At 38.7% G+C, this 17,816-nt stretch carries 21 protein-coding genes and 1 pseudogene; all 22 read right to left on the bottom strand.

All coding sequences use genetic code 11. The annotated features are described in order from the left end of the window. Positions 1–60: 60 nt before the first annotated feature. Complete coding sequence (locus IEW26_RS17080) at positions 61–501, bottom strand: GNAT family N-acetyltransferase (RefSeq protein ID WP_188593192.1); 441 nt, start codon at positions 499–501, stop codon at positions 61–63. Between the two features lie 93 nt (positions 502–594). Continuing rightward, a complete protein-coding gene (locus tag IEW26_RS17075) occupies positions 595–1,335 on the bottom strand; it encodes a class I SAM-dependent methyltransferase (RefSeq protein WP_188593191.1) in 741 nt (246 codons plus the stop codon). A gap of 99 nt (positions 1,336–1,434) precedes the next feature. Beyond that, a complete protein-coding gene (locus IEW26_RS17070; RefSeq protein ID WP_229729894.1) occupies positions 1,435–2,370 on the bottom strand; it encodes a serine hydrolase domain-containing protein in 936 nt (311 codons plus the stop codon). Between the two features lie 98 nt (positions 2,371–2,468). Continuing rightward, positions 2,469–2,873, bottom strand: a complete 405-nt coding sequence (locus IEW26_RS17065) for a group-specific protein (RefSeq protein ID WP_188593189.1) — start codon at positions 2,871–2,873, stop codon at positions 2,469–2,471. A 24-nt stretch (positions 2,874–2,897) separates the two neighbouring features. After that, a complete protein-coding gene (locus IEW26_RS17060; RefSeq protein ID WP_188593188.1) occupies positions 2,898–3,425 on the bottom strand; it encodes a P-loop NTPase family protein in 528 nt (175 codons plus the stop codon). Between the two features lie 64 nt (positions 3,426–3,489). Further along, positions 3,490–4,116 carry a Type 1 glutamine amidotransferase-like domain-containing protein gene (locus tag IEW26_RS17055; protein ID WP_188593187.1) on the bottom strand — a complete coding sequence of 209 codons (627 nt, stop codon included), beginning with the start codon at positions 4,114–4,116 and terminating at the stop codon, positions 3,490–3,492. Between the two features lie 279 nt (positions 4,117–4,395). Further along, a complete protein-coding gene (locus tag IEW26_RS17050; protein WP_188593186.1) occupies positions 4,396–4,851 on the bottom strand; it encodes a GNAT family N-acetyltransferase in 456 nt (151 codons plus the stop codon). A 282-nt stretch (positions 4,852–5,133) separates the two neighbouring features. Then, positions 5,134–5,571: a DUF6557 family protein gene (locus IEW26_RS17045; protein WP_188593185.1), complete on the bottom strand. Its 438-nt coding sequence runs from the start codon at positions 5,569–5,571 to the stop codon at positions 5,134–5,136. Between the two features lie 159 nt (positions 5,572–5,730). Then, a complete protein-coding gene (locus IEW26_RS17040; RefSeq protein WP_229729893.1) occupies positions 5,731–6,258 on the bottom strand; it encodes a hypothetical protein in 528 nt (175 codons plus the stop codon). Positions 6,259–6,415: 157 nt separating this feature from the next. Continuing rightward, complete coding sequence (locus IEW26_RS17035; RefSeq protein ID WP_188593184.1) at positions 6,416–6,880, bottom strand: VOC family protein; 465 nt, start codon at positions 6,878–6,880, stop codon at positions 6,416–6,418. 207 nt (positions 6,881–7,087) lie between these two features. Beyond that, on the bottom strand, positions 7,088–7,417 hold the full coding sequence (locus IEW26_RS17030) for a macro domain-containing protein (RefSeq protein ID WP_268237062.1): 330 nt from the start codon (positions 7,415–7,417) through the stop codon (positions 7,088–7,090). Positions 7,418–8,066: 649 nt separating this feature from the next. Beyond that, positions 8,067–8,379, bottom strand: a pseudogene (locus IEW26_RS30770) (DUF1643 domain-containing protein). 313 nt (positions 8,380–8,692) lie between these two features. Beyond that, positions 8,693–9,361 carry a hypothetical protein gene (locus tag IEW26_RS17015; protein WP_188593182.1) on the bottom strand — a complete coding sequence of 223 codons (669 nt, stop codon included), beginning with the start codon at positions 9,359–9,361 and terminating at the stop codon, positions 8,693–8,695. A 367-nt stretch (positions 9,362–9,728) separates the two neighbouring features. Further along, a complete protein-coding gene (gene comI, locus IEW26_RS17010; RefSeq protein ID WP_007431380.1) occupies positions 9,729–9,821 on the bottom strand; it encodes a competence inhibitor ComI in 93 nt (30 codons plus the stop codon). Between the two features lie 294 nt (positions 9,822–10,115). After that, a complete protein-coding gene (locus IEW26_RS17005; protein WP_188593181.1) occupies positions 10,116–10,583 on the bottom strand; it encodes a hypothetical protein in 468 nt (155 codons plus the stop codon). 195 nt (positions 10,584–10,778) lie between these two features. Then, positions 10,779–11,240: an SLATT domain-containing protein gene (locus tag IEW26_RS17000; RefSeq protein WP_188593180.1), complete on the bottom strand. Its 462-nt coding sequence runs from the start codon at positions 11,238–11,240 to the stop codon at positions 10,779–10,781. 122 nt (positions 11,241–11,362) lie between these two features. Further along, positions 11,363–11,872, bottom strand: a complete 510-nt coding sequence (locus IEW26_RS16995; protein WP_373288499.1) for a DUF4269 domain-containing protein — start codon at positions 11,870–11,872, stop codon at positions 11,363–11,365. 282 nt (positions 11,873–12,154) lie between these two features. Continuing rightward, positions 12,155–13,183, bottom strand: a complete 1,029-nt coding sequence (locus tag IEW26_RS16990) for a phosphotransferase (RefSeq protein WP_188593179.1) — start codon at positions 13,181–13,183, stop codon at positions 12,155–12,157. Positions 13,184–13,364: 181 nt separating this feature from the next. Next, positions 13,365–14,120, bottom strand: coding sequence for a hypothetical protein (locus IEW26_RS16985; RefSeq protein ID WP_188593178.1), 756 nt, complete (start codon positions 14,118–14,120; stop codon positions 13,365–13,367). A gap of 218 nt (positions 14,121–14,338) precedes the next feature. Next, entirely contained in the window at positions 14,339–15,436 is a 1,098-nt protein-coding gene (locus IEW26_RS16980) for a Gfo/Idh/MocA family protein (RefSeq protein ID WP_188593177.1), read from the bottom strand. Between the two features lie 97 nt (positions 15,437–15,533). Beyond that, the gene (locus IEW26_RS16975; RefSeq protein ID WP_188593176.1) at positions 15,534–16,706 is read right to left on the bottom strand and encodes a Gfo/Idh/MocA family protein; all 1,173 of its coding nucleotides are present in this window, start codon (positions 16,704–16,706) and stop codon (positions 15,534–15,536) included. Next, positions 16,703–17,623, bottom strand: coding sequence for a sugar phosphate isomerase/epimerase family protein (locus IEW26_RS16970; protein ID WP_188593175.1), 921 nt, complete (start codon positions 17,621–17,623; stop codon positions 16,703–16,705). Before IEW26_RS16970 ends, IEW26_RS16975 begins: the two co-directional genes overlap by 4 nt. Positions 17,624–17,816: the final 193 nt, after the last annotated feature.

Raw genomic sequence — 17,816 nt, 5'->3', positions numbered from 1 at the left:
TCCCATAAAACTGCAAGGAAATATTTAGTTATCTCACCGCTGGTATTACACATATTACCTTTAAGTCTCCATTCTCATATTTGTGTAATATGGTTTAAATCCTGCCTTGTTCCAGAATCTCTTCCCGTCAGGGTTAGTCTCTAATACATCAATCTCAATTCTCTTTACATCCTTCAAACGCGTCTTCTTAAAGAGTTCAATTCCAGCAATTCCGTATCCCATCTTTCGGCATTCTCGTCTAATAAAATATTGTCTTATATACACTTGTCGTTCTTCACTATTATATGTTTCCCCTTGATATTGATAGAGTACATATCCGACTACATTATCTTCCTTCATAATTAAGTCAATCTCCCAATCTTCGAAAAACTGACGCATACGTTCCTCCAGTTCTTTCATTCCCATTGGGTTGGAGCTCTTCTCATCTTCAATTAACTGCTTATTCATTTCAGCCAAAATAGGAAGATTACCTTCCACTGCACTTTGCAACCTAAGTGTCAAGGTTTCGACCTCCTCGTCATTAATGAAGTTACTGGATGTCAATGGCGTTCTCGAATCATCTAAAGTTCGTTCTATATTCATAGTTTTCAAATATTATAATTTTCTTGCCTTAATCACAAACGTTACAGGAAACACCTTTGCTCTCTTTGCCATATCACTATGATCATCCAGAGTTTGCATAATCTCATCATCCGTTTTTTCAATCATTTGTTCAATTACAAATCCCGCTTTTGCTAACGCATTCACATAGGTGGATAACTTACGGTCCGCTAATAACAGTTCACCTTCATCAACAGCAACCGGATACCAATTTTCATCGAAATATCTCTTTTTAAAAGTAAACGTACCATTGTCTGAAGCAATGCATCTATGTATTGGGTGAGACCAACTGAATATAAATACTGCACCTTTTTTCAGGTAAGAACCGATCCGACTAAAAGTACCCTCCAGATCCGTGGTCCAGCCTATAGCATAAATTGAATAAACAAAGTCAAAATAATCTAGCGGGATTCCGCATTCTTTTTCCATAGGTGAACAGATCAATCTTGCCGAAAGATCCTTTGCCTTTAAAAGTTCCGCTGCCTTTTCGATTTGTCTTTTCGATATATCTACAGCCCATAACTCAGATGGATTTCGCTCAGCTTGATATAGCAAGGATTGACCACTGCCGCATCCGATCTCCAACAGCTTTTTCCCCGAGATATCGCCAAAAAGCTGGTGTTTTTCTTCTGAGATAAACGCTCCATAATAAGGAAGCACAATTGCTTTCAAAAAGTCATTTCCTTTTGTATCCCAATAAAAGCTGTTTGTTTTATGAACAACATTCCTATCCATGAGAACACCTTCTCCTTATATGTTATTCTCATTTCATAACAATCATTTAGTAATACTCAGTTCTTTAGCCGTACCCATCTGTTAAATCCGTATGAAGAGCTATAAATGAACAAGGCATTCCTCAAGTAATCTTAATGGTTTCAATGAATCCTCATACATATCACTCGTTATTGCAATAACCATACTCAAGACAGGGATTATACATATATATTGACCACCAAACCCTAAAGCAAATATCATTTCTGTGCTGCTTACTTCAGCATTGTTGATATTGAGGTTTCTTACCCACCAATGGTAAGCGTAATAACCAATAGCTTCATAAGTCAGATAATAAGGTTGTGTTGACTTTCTCAACCAGTCTGAAGAAACTATTCTTTTGTTTTTCCAGTTCCCCTCCTGCAAATACAAAGTACCCATTTTCAACATATCAACCGTAGTCATAGTCAAGCCGTCTCCGCCTCGGTTAATACCTTTACTATCTTCATACCACCGAACATTTGTGATTCCAAGAGGTTTGAACAGATGAAGGTTTGCAAATTCTATAGCTTTCATCCCTGTAGTTTTCTGCAAGATCGCTGTTAACACATGCGAACAACCAGAATTGTAGTTCATCTTTTCTCCTCTGTCATTTTCAAGATTTCTTTCAAACACATATTTTATAACGTCTGAACTAAATACCATAGGAGTAGAATAATTCCATTCACCGAATTCGGGCCATTCAAAGCCCGCCGACATCGTAAGTAAATCCTCAATAGTGATGTGTCGTTTTCTAGGATCGTCAAGAATATTCATTAATTCCGGGAAAAAATTTATAACTGGTTCCGAAATACTCTTTATATAGCCCTTATCAACTGCAATACCAATAAGTATGGATAAAATACTTTTGGTGCATGAATTGATTTTTTGAGGATTGTTTTCTATTTTACGATTTTTGTAATATTCAAACACTAAACGGTCTTCCCTCATAATTAGACAGCTTTTAATTTTTGCCTTTTTTATCGATCTTGCAAATTCATCAAGTATTTTCAGATCCATTTCTATCATCCTTATCTGCATGTTATTTGGTTTAATTCACGAACACCAACGGGTTTGTTATAGATGTCAGCTTCATCTTTGAATACAATCATATATGTTTAACAATCTACACTTTCTTGATCTTTCCTTATGTATTGTATTAATTCCTCTAGTGTTCCTTTACATTTATGTACTGCATCTTGATGATAAAACGTACTTGTCTTTTCAATATCATCTAATTCATCATTGGGTGAATATAAATAGGTTCTAATACTATTACCCAGTGCAATTCCTAGCTCAATATGACTTCCTTTACCTGCAGGTAATAAAATCACAATAAAATTTGACTTCTTTACTGCAGCCATCTCTTTTCGTCCTATATCTCTCATTTGATCTATTGAAGTTACTTTATCATTCTGAGTCCAATCATATGAATGAATAAAACCCATTCCCTTCAATTGATCGCTTACATATCTTACATTTTCTATATTCTTGAGACTTGATGCAATATAAAATTTTTTCATGCGCTCCCGAACACCTTCCGTTTTTTATAGTTCTGATAAGAGTGAACCACTCTTATTGATTATGTCATTATTATTCTTTACTATCACTAATTTATGATTATATGGTTTTAATATTTCTAAGATTTCCTTCTTTTGCTTCGCTTCAAATCCATGATTCCATTTAATCATTTCCAATAAACCTTTTAGAGTTTGTCTATAATTAGATTTTTCAATGCCTATTTTTTGTTTGATAAATCTATTCATTATTCTTAAGTCTCTTACCAATGTATTTGGTGTTAAAAATATAATTTTGTCCGCTAAATTGAAACTCTCAGCCAGCCACTTGTAATAAACTCCTTCAACAATCCAAGAGTCTTTTACAATTATTTCATGTAATAGTTTGTCACGAACCTCAGGAGAATTTTTCCCTGCCATTTCTACTGAACTACTCCACATTACCTTGTCTAGTTCATAGTAAGGAATGTCCCATTGCTTAGATAAATTTTTGGCTAGATATGTTTTACCACTTCCAGTGGAGCCGATGATGTGGATTCTTCTTGGCAATTTGGTCATATTCTCTCCTTTCTTTAAACAAGTGATCTGTTACTTCGAGCTAATTTCAATGAATTTATGAAATTCATTGTGCTTGGTTCGTTACGATTGAGATATATTCTTCTTCTTTAAGCCTTGTCACCTTACAGTTCTCGTTGGATTCAAATTCTACTATTCTCTCTTCAATTGTTTTATTAGTACGATCTTTAAATTTGTCCTCTCGATCATAGTGAGGGAAAATAAGCTTGTCGGTTACACCTAATGCCTTAAAATCCGTTAAATCCATTGTGTTCATCTGTGGAGTAAAGAAATCGACAATGTTAATATTTGGCCCCAGTAATAACGCTCCAGCACTTACTCCGACTATAATTACATTCTGTGCGGCGAGCGTCTTAATAATTTCGTCGGCCCCGCTTTTCTTCGCGTAATACAATAATGTAAAGGGATTTCCACCGTTGATATATATAACATCTCGATGTACGAGAATTTGCGGGTCATCGAATTCAATATCTACAAAATCGATATGCTGAAATCCCATGTCCTTGAAATCTTGCATCGCCCTTTGCGCATACCTATTATTTTCTTTCATAGGGGAGCCTGTTGTAATAATAGAGACCTTTAATCGAGAAAGATCTCTATCAATAAAATCGAGAAATTGATTTTTGATATCTTCAGTAATAAAACCGCAAGAAGTTAGTAACACTCTACTCATTGAAAATCCCCTTCCTTAAAATAATTCTTGATGCTTCGGACTATGCAGCAAACAGTTTCACATGTCAGAGAGTAGATGACATCCTTGGTGTATAGGTATTCTCATTTATCATGTCTTCACCTCTATTACTATTATATTTTTATACGTTTTATTAACGATCTTAGGCTATTTGATATAATGTTCTTGTATTTACGAACCCTCACTGGCTTGGTAACTCCTATCTTAGCCAGTGAGGGGTGTCTGTTGAATTCACATCTTTTTTTGAACAAGCTTTTGAGATTATAATTTTTTTTCCATTACAACGCTCGTTTCTTTGTAGCCTAGCTTTTCATATAAGCTACGGGCTATTGGATTATGAGCAAAGACGTGAAGTCCTATACTCTTTATGCCTAATTCTCTGCCCGCTTTTTCTATATCCTCCATCGCTTTCTTACCAAATCCACGTCCTCGGTAATCTTCCTTAATCCTTATATCGTAGATAAACCCCTTGTTGTTTGGTTTCAATGCCAACCAAATCATGCCAACCTCTTTGCCATCAAAACGGATTGTAAATAATTTATTGTTAGGAGTTTTCTCGTCATCCGGCAAAAGTTGTGCGTATTGTTCTGTTGCCTTACTGATTGATTCCTGCTCACTCCAATTACCAGATTGAACGTTGCTTTCTGCATAGCTTTTAATTGCTGAATTTAGATACTCCTGGAATTCGGTAGAATTCATTAAATCTAATGTAATCATTTTTTTCCTCTCTTAAAATACTTTGAATTAAAATATTTTGCATTTCCATTGAAATATCCTTGTTCGCTTTGGCAAGATTTCCCTTTAATTCAACAATGAATTTAAATAGATTTTATTTATTAAAATCTTGCGCCGATTTCCTACAACGTTCCCGTATTTAGGAACCCTGAAGTCTGCTGAAATTCCTCTCCGATATCCTTCCTGTAGACCAAGACTCCGTCAGTAGCCGGCTCGAATATTTTGTTATTTGATGCCATTGTCTTCCTTGCATGTCCTCATAAGTCATTCTTCATTTTCAAGATTATCAGTACTATTCTTTATCTGTTCTTCTGAAAAACCAAACCAAGTCATTTCATACAAACAAAGTGCTACAATGTGTTCGTCCGAAAAACTTTCAAGCACTTGTTGATCCACATAAAACCCTAGCCAATCCTCCCAGTTACTTGCGGAAAGATCCCAGTATCCCTTCCATTCGAGAGAGCTATTTTTTCCGTGCACTCGATATTCGATATTTTTTTCATTGAAAGAATCATTAGAATCAACCACGTCTATATAGATAATCATTTCCTCTACATTCCTTGCAGGGCTTTGTGAAAACAATGACTCATAAACTGTTTGATATTTATTCTTGGACTTATACATATCAGAATAATATTCCATCATTACATTCCAAACTGCTTCAAAACTAACCTTATTTAAAATCTCTTTAAAAACAATCATAATAGTTAGACCCCTGTTCTTTTAAGAAGCATTTCTATGGTTTCGGATGACGTTCCTGTATTCACGACCCAACGTATGCTGGGTGTCTGGCCAATGCCAGACCAAGGACGAATGTCCGCAGCGTAGATTTTCAACATCTTCTATACTGCTTAACAATCATTACAATTTGTCTTTCTTTCTCCAATGTTCAGTAGCTATCCGACTGTATCTTTCAATATCAAAATTTAATTCTAATTCATTGGCATCCATTATGCTTTTAAGGTGCTCAAACTTTTGTATTAATTCTCTAGAAAATTCAAAAATCTGATCCCGTGAGAAGATAAACTTGTTTGAACTTTTGATAGTCTGATTATTGAAAGGAGATTGCTCAGTTAACCAAATTATTCTGTCGGCGTCATGGACTACTTCTACATAGTAACCGCCACAACCAAATATTCCGCAGGTACATGTAAATAAAGGATATATCCCAGGACTAAGTAAGGATTCAAAAAATTCTTCCACTACAAATACTTCATCTTCATCTAGTTTATTCTCATTGATATATATGAGGAGTCTCCAATCAACGATAGGAACCATTCGCCCCTTTACTCTTGTTATGTTCTTGTATGTTTTTCTCGTCTCTATTCTCATCTCTATAGACAATGTATCTGGTTTAAATTCCCTATCTTTCTTTGAGTGAAACCCCATACGTCACCTCTGTCTTTTACGATCATATAAGTCATGGCAATATTTCGCCTAACGTTCCTGTATTCACGACTCAGCGTGTGCTGAGTGTCAAGAAGTGCCAGCATAAGATGACATAATATCCACGCTACGGACATATATTTTTGGCCCGGCAGTCGCTCTAATTTTTTTCTTTCACAAGGTCTTCCCATTCTTCTATTGATAATTTATTGGATATATTCTTCAGGTTCTTAGGTACATTCACAAAACACATTAGTTCTAAACTATTACCATCTGGATCATTGAAGTAGACTGAAGCATTTCCTTGGTTAGGTCTAACAAATGGATCTATGGAATCTCTCTTCCCAAATGGAACTGGTTCTATTTCAATCGTTTGAAGCCATTTCACACTCTCTCGAAGATCTTCATAACTTACTCGAAAGGCGATATGCCTTAATGATGGATGATATGCTGTTTTATGCTCTTCGCCCTGCCATAGCCCCACCCAACTCTTTTCTTTTTCAATCCAGAAGAAAGCTGTATCTTCATCTCTCCAAGCCAGTTCTAATCCTAGCTTAGAGTAAAATTCAATAGATTGTTGTAAATTGCTCACCGGTAAATGTGCTTCATATAATCCAAGTATCATTTTTTTCTCCTTTCAATCTTGCCAGTTTCAGATAACGTTCCTGTATCTACGACGTCGCACCGACTTAAGGCTCCGCCAGGAGCCTTAAGTCGGTGCGGATGTGTCCGCTGAATCTGCTTCCCTGCCAGTTGCTTATTGCGTACCGAGAGACCACCGGGCCGAAGTGTGGATATGATATTATCTCCATGGTAACACTTCTCGAGTAACTTACACATATTTCTTCAAACTCTCTTTATAGATCTCATAGTTCTCGTCATCAAAGCAAACGAACTGAATATGCAATATCGATTCATTACTATTAATAAATTCTGCCACTGTGTTGATTGCTATTTCGGATGCTTCTCTCTTTGGATATTTGTATATTCCAGTGCTTATATTCGGAATTGAGATACTTTGAAGATGGTTATGTACCGCCAGTTTCAAAGTATTTATATAACAATTTTTTAGTTTCTCTGCTTCATTGTTGTTACCGCCATTCCATACAGGCCCTACCGTATGAATCACATATTTTGCTTTCAATTTACCCCCTGTTGTAATAACAGCAGAGGTCTTCGATGAACATAAGATTAGTCAATGGCCTTCCTATTATTGAAGTTTTATTCACTTATCAAAATCAATCTGTCTTGCTTCCCAACGTCTTATTGGATACAGGATGTGCAACTACCATCTTTGATATTGATTTAATCGAACCTAAAAGTCTAACTATTGATCCTATACAAGGTCGTGCAGTTTGAATGTATGAAATTGGAGGTCAAAGCGAACTTTCATTTCAACAGCCCGTTCACTCAGTAGACCTTAAACCACCATATATTAAATGAATTCATCATTCAGCTTGGACAAACAAAAGAACCTTATGGTTTTGATGGAATCTTAGGTGTGGTTTTTTTTATTGACTTTGCAATTGAATATCGATTTTAAAGATATGGTAGTTAGGAAATCCTAACTGCTTTTTTCTTTTCAAGAATTCTCGTGTAACGTTCCTGTACTCATGAACCCCAACGGGGTTGTCTGCCGTATTCCCTGCACAAAATGCATCCAGCAGACCGTGGCTCCGAAGGAGCCGCCGCTTGAATAATCATCCAAAATAAATCAGTTCATCTATGTCGTGTCCAAGTCTTGAAGGATGTCTAGGATGACCAGACTTAGCCTTCTTTAAGCAAAATAGTTTGATTCCTTTATTCCTCAATCATTCCATTACTTTTTTGTCTCTTTTGTTAAAGAAATGTTTTTCGCCCCATGCTACGACCACTCTATCGGCTCTTAATGCTGCTTCTATAATGTACTTGTCTGTTTCAAGCCCTACAGGGTCTATTAAGCCTTTTTGGATCAGTTGATATCAAACTATAGAGATTGACTACTTCAAGTGATCCATATTGAAATTTGTTTGCAAAGAATAGACATTGTCTTGAGGTCTGATCCTCTGAGCTTTCATTTGCTATACTGGGATTTAACATTATGTATAATAGCTTAGGTAGCGTACTATCCCATTCTCTAGTCAATAGGTATCTATTTTCTTTCTGAATCAAACATAGCGCCTTGCTTCATTTAACTCACCTTCTTTTGAGTTTTTGAAAATATGATTTACGTTCTGTTTTATAACGATCTTGTATTCACGACGTCCAAATCCCTTAAGCCAGAAGGACGACCGCGATGCGGTTAGGGAGTTGGATGTGTCCGGCTGAATCCGCTTCCCTGCAACTGCAATTGCCTCCCCGAATCGAATTCAACTTTCGCCAGACCAAGGACACATGCCCGCATCGTGAATCTCGTGTTGTAGGATGTTCCGGCCTTCCTGGGTTACTGGATACTCAATTAATCGAAAAGAAAATACATATGAATCTCTTCTATGACATCACTCTCATTAACAATAAATTCTGCGAAAAATCCAAGATCACCTTGAAAGTATTCATATATCTTTAAATTTGGTTTGTTGTCAATCGTCTTCAGTTTTTCATATTTAATATTTGAATATGCATTCTTCAATTTTTCTAAATGATCCCCAACTTTTATCCCTTCAGATGTTTCATATTCATTCTTATCTAAAATAATTTCTGAAAGCCATAGACTGCTTTTTTCCATTCCCAGAAACTTTAATGTTAATCCACTATAATAAAGATGCTTAGAATACATATCACTAAAGGTATCTGCACCATCACCGAGCTGCTTAACTTGAGAAGCTTCGTCAGGCTCCCCTAATATATGCACTACAGTCTTTTCATCATCTCTCAGTTGAACAAGGGATTGTTTATATTTTATTGAATAATATTTATCTTCTTTAATATTTCCTAATTCAGGAGTTGAAACTGGCGGATCAGTTGATACCACTTCTTCTGTAGAATCTGATTCTGAATTTGCAATTGTCGTTGGGGGTTCTATCGAAGGATTTTTATCAGTGATTGAGGAATTTTCTCTTTTGAAATCAGAACAACCAAAAATGAGAAGTAAAATTACACATATAATTATTGGACTTATAATTTTCATTGAACAACTCCTTTTTTGAACTTGCCATAATTTCCTATAACGTTGTTGTATTCACGAACCCAAACGGGGTTGTCTGCTGAAATGCTCCTCCGAAATCCATCCAGCAGGCCAAGACTCCAAAGGAGCCACATCGTGCATATTATATTATATTATATGATGGAAATTCTTCTTAGATATTGCTTATTATCTGCTCTTTTTCATTGCTCTTTTTAATTTGATTCATCTTTTCAGATGTGTTATCATATTCTTAAATAAAGACCAAGTACGGCGAACACTTGGTCAGTACAATTGGCTTGGATGGTTAATCCCTTCTTAAGTCAAGTTAGGACAAAAACCCACCTTCGGCTGTCAACCTTGGGGTGGGTTTTTATTTTCTCTTGTTGTTATTGATGTACGTTAAAAGTGCAAGAATGAATGTTCCGAATAACAGCATTAGAGTCATCGCATCTTTCACTTCCATGGTTTCACCTCCTTTCGAAGGGAAACCATACCCACCCAAGATTCAATTGTATCTATATTTTACCTGTTCTTACATCTCCGCACAAGCGTTCTTATCTGCTTTCTTTCATTTTCCCTTTTCTCTTTGTTGCCCCACCATTTCTATCATATAACGTTCCTGTATTCATGACCTAGCGCATGCTAGGTGTCCAGCGAATGCCGGATCAAGGACGAATGTCCACAGCGTGAATATTATGTTATAGGATGTCAGCAGCTTCTTCGAATCAGTTATACTTCTTATACCATTCCCTTTATATCAACTATATTTTTCTTTTAATATTTCTATATATTTGAATGGAATTTCTGTGATTTTCAAAATATCTGATACTTCCAATCCCAGTTTTAAGGCGCTTCTTGCAGTCTTCATATTATACTTTACTTTAATCATACGATCTTTAAGTAATACGTCTCCAAAATCCAGGTAATCATCAGCGATCTCACCGTTCAAAAAGAACTCTATATCATAAGTTCCTATTTGCTCTTCTATGTAAAAGATATTAATTGAGCAAAATAGCACGGCTTCTGTTGTATTAAAACTATATTTTAGGTATATAGCACGCTCTTCAAGACTTATAAATTCATCATATAACTTTCCCATAAAGGTATCATGATAATCGCTTTTATTCTCGTCACGCCACTTCCTATAGGTTTTCCAGTAATTTTCTTTCGTGCGTTTCATCGCACTATGCTTAATGTCCCATTCAAGTAGAATGTCTTTATTCACTCAATCACTTCTCCTCAAAAAATATGTTAAATATAACAAGTTCTCTTTGTGTGTTTGCTGATTTCCTATAACGTTTCTGTATTCATGAACCCCGAAGGGGTTGTCTGCTGAAATACCTCCCCGAATTCCTTCCCGCAGACCAAGGCTCCAACGGAGCCGCTGCTTGAATGTTAGGTGAAGTTCATTGATATTCTCTCATTTTAATTTAGAATTGGTATTCTCATAAGATACTTTTACAGTTTCAACTCGAAAATTATGAAATTCAGTTCTTATTTTCTTGAATTCTTCAAAAAAAGCCTTAACATCTGACAACTGATAGTCTTCTAATTCTTTGCCTTGTTTATAAAATTCTATATCTTGTTTCAAATCTGTTAATTTAACGTAGTATTCGTGTTCTTGAACAGATTTAGAAGCATGATTATATAAGCTTTCAATAGCAGTAACCCCTGTAAGAAGAGCAGACAAAATAAATCCTACAGTGCTTCCCCAAGATATATCTTTTATTCCTAATGTAATAGTTGTTATAATACCTAATGAAATAATGAAAATCTTCCATATTCTAGCTTTTCTACGTGTTCTCACAAATTTAGGTCTAATACTTTTTATCTTTTCCTTTAAATCCATTTCTATCTTTTCTATTTTTTTAACTGCTTCCATGTGACTGCCTCCAACTTAGTACTTTGAATTTCACATAACGTTCCTGTATTCACGACCCGACGTATGTCGGGTGTCCGGCGAATGCCGGACCAAGGACGTATGTCCGCAGCGTGAATATTATGTTAGGCGACGTCGTTTGAATCTACCCACAAATCTCTTAATTCTTCATCTGTCCAATTGTTAATTTCTAAAAGCTTTAAATAAGGATCTCCTTCAAGTCTTAATATTTTTGCAAAAGCTGGTTCTGTTTTCATTCCTGTCGATTTCAAGTGTATAATATGTTCTTTGAATTTCTTTCCATACAGTTTTAGCATTCGATCCTCTATTATCATGTGTAAATATCCATTTTGTTCTGACGTTGATTTGTTTTGCCCAAAGAGTTCTATAGGCCAGTTTTCGATCATAAAGTTAATTTTAATTCTTTCTATCTCTTCTACTACTCTTCTTGTAATTGAAAAGCCTTGTTTATCCCTAAAATGCTCTTTGCAAAGTCGTTCGAATTCTTCAAAATTCTTTACTTCACAAATAATATCCAGATCACTAGTTTCAATGTTAATACCTATTGGAATAGTTCCAACCAATATAGGGTTATAGTTTTGAAGGATTTTTAGAATCTTATGCTTAGATAAAATATGATAAGCTTCTGATTGTGTTTGATTACCAAATTGAAGATACTCTATATCTTTCCATTGATTTTTTATGGTGTTCCCTCCTTTGCTTCCGATGTCGCCTAACGTTCTTGCATTAGCGAATCCGAAAGGCTTAAATGAAGCGTACGCGGAACGGGTCGTAGACTTAGCCTTGCAGGGTTGTCACATGAATTATCTTCTCTGCCGAAAGCATCGCCAGTGACCGAGGAGCGTATGCAACAATGCGTTAATACATTGTTATAGGATGTAAGTACCTTCTTCGAATTAAATAAATCTAAAATCTTTGTTTATATCATTATTTAGCCAGACCTCTAGTTCTAAAACCATATCTTCATATTGTTTTAAAGCATTAATTGTTCCTTCTACTTGTAATGTTCCCATATGTTGTTCTTTTTCATCTGTGCATTCAATCCATAATGATCGTTTCAGACTATACTCCAGCCAGCCTAACTTGCTTAAATAACCGTGTTCTAAAATCTTTTTCCAGTCAGCTTGTAGAAACCCAAAACGTTTTTGATATCCATTTATACAAGCTAAAAATCTTTCTTTTTCAATACGTCCTGATTTATCCACAGACCAATAAATAGCTGTTTCAATCAAATCATGCATCGGGTTTATATACCCAGCTGACTCCCAATCTATTATTACTGGGTTGTCTTGAATCCACATAACGTTCTTAGGTTCAAGATCACCATGGCTAATGACCTGTTCAGCAGCTAACATTATGGATGACCTCTTTGCTTTATCACTCCAGACGAACAGCTTTTCAATGTTTTCATGTAACAGATTCACCCAAACAGAATTAATCTCTTCCCCTTTATGTAAGTAGAAATTCCAATTCGTCTCTTCTACATAAGTGAAATGATCATTCTTTTCTATCTGAGAAAAATTAATATCGTGAATTGCCGCAAGAATAGCTCCAATTTTTTCGCAGTGGATTATGTTGACTTCATGAGCCTTCAGACTACTACCATTGATCCAATCAAATACAAGGTAAAATTGATTGTCTATGTTATGAATAAACGTACCACCAATTGTGTTTGCCGGTTTAGCGGGCAAACTTTTGGCTGCGAAATTTGCTATTTTTTCTGATCTAATAAAATTATCTACGGCCATTGGTCTTGCCATAATTTGAGGGTTCAATGCTTTAATAGCATATTTTCCTTTTGTAGTTTCAATTGCAAACATCCTATGTAGCAGTCCGCCCGATATTGCCTCAGGAGTTTTACTTAATTCACCAAGTTTTAATGAATTGCATAATTTGTCAAACTGTAAATTGTATTGATGATTCATTTGGTTTATTCCTTTCATTGATGTTTTTATGTTTTGAGCTGATTTTTCCTATAACGTTCCTGTATTCATGACGCTTGGCGAATGCCAAGTGTGTCCGGCTTTAGCCGGACCAAGGGCGTATGCCCGCAGCGTGAATATTATGTTATCAGAAGGAGATGCCTCCTAGAAATTGCTCTCAAAACTATTCAAGTCTATACAATCGATTTGTAATAGCTTGTCTCTTTTTTAAAAAGTTCCATTTTGAATATCTCTTAATCCTATTTTTATTTCCAGTAACTAAATTGTTAATTACAGCTATATTATGATGCAATTTATAAAGAATTCTATGCAAATCACATGCCATTGCTTGAATATGGATTTCTGGAGAAAGTAAGTATCCTTCAATTGGTTTATTGGGATTAATTCTATGTGTTTTATACACTCTATGGTTCCCATCAATTGGGACAAACAAATTGATGGGATCATAGTGCATTACTATAATTGGTTCAGGATTAATATTTGGATCTCTTAATATTGCCTGATTTAGATCTCTTGGGTTTATATAATCTATAAACTTACCTACATTAAAGTTCACTGTTTGAAGTTTATTTGTTTGAATTAATTCTTTTGCGATATTAATATCCCACTCAATTTCGAAACCATACTTTGCATTATTATCAAAGTAGAAATCTCTATGATAATACTGTCTACCATCAATAATTCTATTAAATGTTTTTGGTAGAGAATTTATCTTTGATTCAAACCACTCTAGTTCTTCTTTATACTTATTAAATTCATGCTTAATCATCTCGCTTGGAATATGTTTGTACTCCAATAAAAAATCCCAAATATTATTAAAGTTATATAATTTGCAATTCTCTACTTTAATCATTTGGCTTAATAAAGTCATTCTGTTTCCCTCTTTTCTTATGTTTGCATCTCTTTCTGATAACATCATATCTACGAACTTCACATGCCTCTCATTTCAACCTCATATCCCAACTACATCTAATATAACCCAACTTGTTCCATCTGCGAAGTCACAAATGCATGAAAAGCAGTCCCCAAACTGCGGCGTTTGTTAGAACGAGCTAACAAGCGTAGCCACAGTTACATTAGGACTGCTTTCCTCATCTAAACGATCTGCCTTACACCTGAATCAAAACACTTAAAACCTTACTTCCCGCCCACGCTCCATACCACGCGCTCGCTCATCGCTTTATGCTGGGCGATCAGGCAGAGCTCTGCCGCTTTGAATGCGTGCTCCTGCGTCATTGCCGTCTCGGTTCGATCGAGACAGTCGCGGATGAGCTGACCGAAGAACGGGTAGCCGACTTTGCCTTTGACATTGTATCTGAATTCACCCTCATGGTTGACCAGGTACACCTGATCTCCTTCCGACTCGCGGGCAATGTCGATGTACTTCCGCAGCTCGATGTAACCGTCTGTGCCCAGAATTACGGTGCGTCCATCGCCCCATGTGCCGAGACCATCTGGGGTGAACCAGTCTACGCGGAAATAGCCGGATGCCCCGTTATCACCGATCAGGGAAGCTTCACCGAAATCCTCCAGCTCCGGGAACTGTGGATGATTGAAATTGTTAACCCGACTGAAGGCTACTTGTGCATCACTGCATGAAGCAAAGGTCAGGAACTGCTCAATCTGGTGACTGCCAATGTCACAGAGAATGCCACCATACTGCTCATGGTTGAAGAACCAGTCTGGTCGTCCTCCGGCATTCAAGCGGTGCGGCCCTGTGCCCATGACCTGAACTACTTTGCCGATCGCACCCTGTTCAATCAGCTGCCCCGCGTAAATAGCACTTTCCACATGCAACCGTTCACTGTAATACACCATGTATTTCTTGCCTGTGCGTTTCACCTCTTCACGTGCCAGATTTAATTGCTCCATCGTTGTGAACGGGGCTTTATCCGTAAAATAATCCTTACCCGCTGCCATCACTCTCATGCCAAGCGGCGCACGATCTGACGTAATGGCGGCGCTTGCTACCAGCAGCACCTCATCATCTGCGAGCACTTCCGCTTCTGATGCAGCAATCTGTGCTTGCGGGAACTGCTTGCGGAATGCCTCAACCTTGGCCGGGTCCGGGTCATATACCCATTTGAGCGTAGCCCCTGCGTCCAGCAAACCGCCAACCATGCCATAGATATGCCCGTGATCCAAAGCAACTGCCGCGATGGTGAACTCGCCCGGTCCGCATACAACCTCTTTGGTCACACTTTTTGGTGCGTAGAACATTCCGTCTTTCGCCATATCAACCCATCCTCTTTTCGAATTATATTTTAAATGTTCTCCTCGTTACCATGTCACCAGAGTGTTCCGTGTAAATCTCTAGTTCAACTTATACATGTCATTTAAACGTCTGACTCAGATCGGCAGGCTGACCGCCCGCATATGCTTTGTCTTTCTTCGTTGTTGAATTGGCAATACGCTCCTGCAGATGCTCGTAGAACAAGTCTTCATCGATCGGCAGATTCACCCAATTGTCCGTCCAGGTGGATAGCAGCATAGCGTTGGATAAAGTCAAACCGTGAATCCCGTCCTGCCCGGGAGCAATCAGCTGTGCGCCTGTACGAATCGCATCAATCCAGTTACGGATCAGACCCGGATGTCCCGTTTCGATGCCCGTAATCGGCACGTCACATTTCCAGCATTCCGGCTGCCCGAAGCCTCCCGTAAAGCGCTGGTTGAACTCCGGCTCTGATTCGCGCAGCCGCCAGAAGGTGAGCTGGCCGTCTTCAATGACGATTTTGCCGCGGTCGCCACCCACCTCAAAGCGGTTCGTTCCTGGCGCTTCACCCGTGGTGGTTACAAACACGCCGGTTGCTCCATTTTCATACTCCACATAAGCTGTCACATCATCTTCCACTTCAATGTTCCGATATTTGCCGAAGGAGCAGAAAGCACGCATACGCACAGGCATCATGCCTATGGTCCACTGCCACAGGTCCAGCTGATGCGGGTCCTGATTAATCAGCACGCCGCCTCCCTCGCCTGCCCATGTTGCACGCCAGCCGCCGGAATCATAGTAGCTCTGAGAGCGATACCAGTTCGTAATGATCCAGTTGGTACGTCGTACCTCGCCAAGCTCGCCAGATGCAATCAGGTCACGCAGCTTGATGTACAGCGGGTTCGTCCGCTGATTGTACATGATGGAGAACACTTTGCCGCTTGCCGCAGCCGCCTCGTTCATCTCTCGCACCTGTTTGGTATATACGCCCGCTGGCTTCTCAATCATGACATGCAGGCCATGCCGGAATGCCTGGATCGCTTGTTCAGGATGATCATAATGCGGTGTAGCAATAATAACGGCATCAATTGTGCCCGAAGCCATCATCTGCTCTGCATCCTGCCAGTACGTGACTGTAGACGGAAGATTACTTGTTACCCAGCTTTCCATCTCTTTTCTCACATCACATACTGCCGCCAGTTCAGCACCCGGAACTTCTCCAGCCGCCAGGGTTCTGGCATGTGACGCGCCCATATTTCCAATACCAATGATCGCTACTCGAACCATACTCATGCTTGCTCCTCCTCGTTTATACGACGCTCGATTGCAGCAAATACATCTGCAAAATGCTGTAACATCACTTTGGACTGCAAAACTCCGCTAAAATCTTCAATCCCGTAATAACCGTCATATCCCACTGCTCTCAGATCACGCACCATCTGCACCCAATCCACCATGCCTTCCGTTAGCGGAGCCCAATGACATTGCCAGGATGTGCTCAAAGGCAGTTCAGAACCAGAGCTTGGGCTTGATGCCGCGCGATCCGGAGTATTTCCGGCTTCTTTCACATACCATCCGGCATTTTTCACATGCACATGAGCGAGATAAGGTCCAAGCAGTTCAAGTCCCATACGGTGGTTCTCATACCCTTCATGCACCATATTGCCTGGATCGTAGAGCACCCCGACGTGCTCCGGGTCAAGAGATTGCACAAGTCGGTGAGCCAGAGAAGCTGTGGGTGCAATCGTCTGATGGTGTGTTTCTACAACTGCTTTAATGCTGTACTGTTTCGCCATATCCTGTACTTCGTTCAAATAACGAACGGCCTTCGTATACAGCTCGGGATAAGCCGTTGTCCGATCATAACCGGGAACACCTACACGCATCATTGAAGCACCAAGTTTGGATGCAGCCTGGAATGCTTGCTCTGCTGCCGGTAAGTCTCCACAGCTCAGATAAGGCACAAGTGCAATGGATTTTCTTCCATGCATCGCAGCCGCTTCTCGAAAAGCGGGCACCTGTTCCTGCCACCTGTCCGGGTCGATGGAACAGCGGTTGTTTCTCCAGAAGGAAGGCTGTTCGGAAAGAGCATCCTCCGGTATGCCGCGAAACCTCCACTCAATACCCTCGATGCCCGCCGCTGCGGCGGCGGAAGCCAGTTCCGCTGCATTCAGATCAGGAACTGCAACGGTGAATACGGACAGTTTCATATCCATGAACCCTCCAATGTAAACGCATTCATTTTATGTCATAAACGCATTGTATCACTCTCTCGCACACCACCATAGAGCATAAAGCAAACAGATGAATGTCAGATAACAATCCGCACATATTCCCCATCCAGAGATAACGTTTCACATTACATCCGATTACAAAATAATAAAAAGCAAGCTCTTCCGAGTC

Origin of the sequence: Paenibacillus silvae, assembly GCF_014639235.1 — a bacterium.
Lineage (GTDB): Bacteria > Bacillota > Bacilli > Paenibacillales > Paenibacillaceae > Paenibacillus > Paenibacillus silvae.
Note: the sequence above shows the minus strand (reverse complement) of the source record. Positions and strands in the feature narration are given on the sequence as shown.

What these genes read in the sequence shown, in the direction of transcription:
- IEW26_RS17040 (WP_229729893.1), bottom strand. Translation starts at nt 6,258, where the DNA reads ATGGGGTTTCACTCAAAGAAAGATAGGGAATTTAAACCAGATACATTG.
- IEW26_RS17045 (WP_188593185.1), bottom strand. Translation starts at nt 5,571, where the DNA reads ATGATTGTTTTTAAAGAGATTTTAAATAAGGTTAGTTTTGAAGCAGTT.
- IEW26_RS17015 (WP_188593182.1), bottom strand. Translation starts at nt 9,361, where the DNA reads ATGAAAATTATAAGTCCAATAATTATATGTGTAATTTTACTTCTCATT.
- IEW26_RS17065 (WP_188593189.1), bottom strand. Translation starts at nt 2,873, where the DNA reads ATGAAAAAATTTTATATTGCATCAAGTCTCAAGAATATAGAAAATGTA.
- IEW26_RS17000 (WP_188593180.1), bottom strand. Translation starts at nt 11,240, where the DNA reads ATGGAAGCAGTTAAAAAAATAGAAAAGATAGAAATGGATTTAAAGGAA.
- IEW26_RS16970 (WP_188593175.1), bottom strand. Translation starts at nt 17,623, where the DNA reads ATGAAACTGTCCGTATTCACCGTTGCAGTTCCTGATCTGAATGCAGCG.
- IEW26_RS17070 (WP_229729894.1), bottom strand. Translation starts at nt 2,370, where the DNA reads ATGGATCTGAAAATACTTGATGAATTTGCAAGATCGATAAAAAAGGCA.
- IEW26_RS17075 (WP_188593191.1), bottom strand. Translation starts at nt 1,335, where the DNA reads ATGGATAGGAATGTTGTTCATAAAACAAACAGCTTTTATTGGGATACA.
- IEW26_RS16985 (WP_188593178.1), bottom strand. Translation starts at nt 14,120, where the DNA reads ATGATGTTATCAGAAAGAGATGCAAACATAAGAAAAGAGGGAAACAGA.
- IEW26_RS17035 (WP_188593184.1), bottom strand. Translation starts at nt 6,880, where the DNA reads ATGATACTTGGATTATATGAAGCACATTTACCGGTGAGCAATTTACAA.
- IEW26_RS16980 (WP_188593177.1), bottom strand. Translation starts at nt 15,436, where the DNA reads ATGGCGAAAGACGGAATGTTCTACGCACCAAAAAGTGTGACCAAAGAG.
- IEW26_RS17060 (WP_188593188.1), bottom strand. Translation starts at nt 3,425, where the DNA reads ATGACCAAATTGCCAAGAAGAATCCACATCATCGGCTCCACTGGAAGT.
- IEW26_RS16975 (WP_188593176.1), bottom strand. Translation starts at nt 16,706, where the DNA reads ATGAGTATGGTTCGAGTAGCGATCATTGGTATTGGAAATATGGGCGCG.
- IEW26_RS17055 (WP_188593187.1), bottom strand. Translation starts at nt 4,116, where the DNA reads ATGAGTAGAGTGTTACTAACTTCTTGCGGTTTTATTACTGAAGATATC.
- comI (WP_007431380.1), bottom strand. Translation starts at nt 9,821, where the DNA reads ATGGAAGTGAAAGATGCGATGACTCTAATGCTGTTATTCGGAACATTC.
- IEW26_RS16990 (WP_188593179.1), bottom strand. Translation starts at nt 13,183, where the DNA reads ATGAATCATCAATACAATTTACAGTTTGACAAATTATGCAATTCATTA.
- IEW26_RS17050 (WP_188593186.1), bottom strand. Translation starts at nt 4,851, where the DNA reads ATGATTACATTAGATTTAATGAATTCTACCGAATTCCAGGAGTATCTA.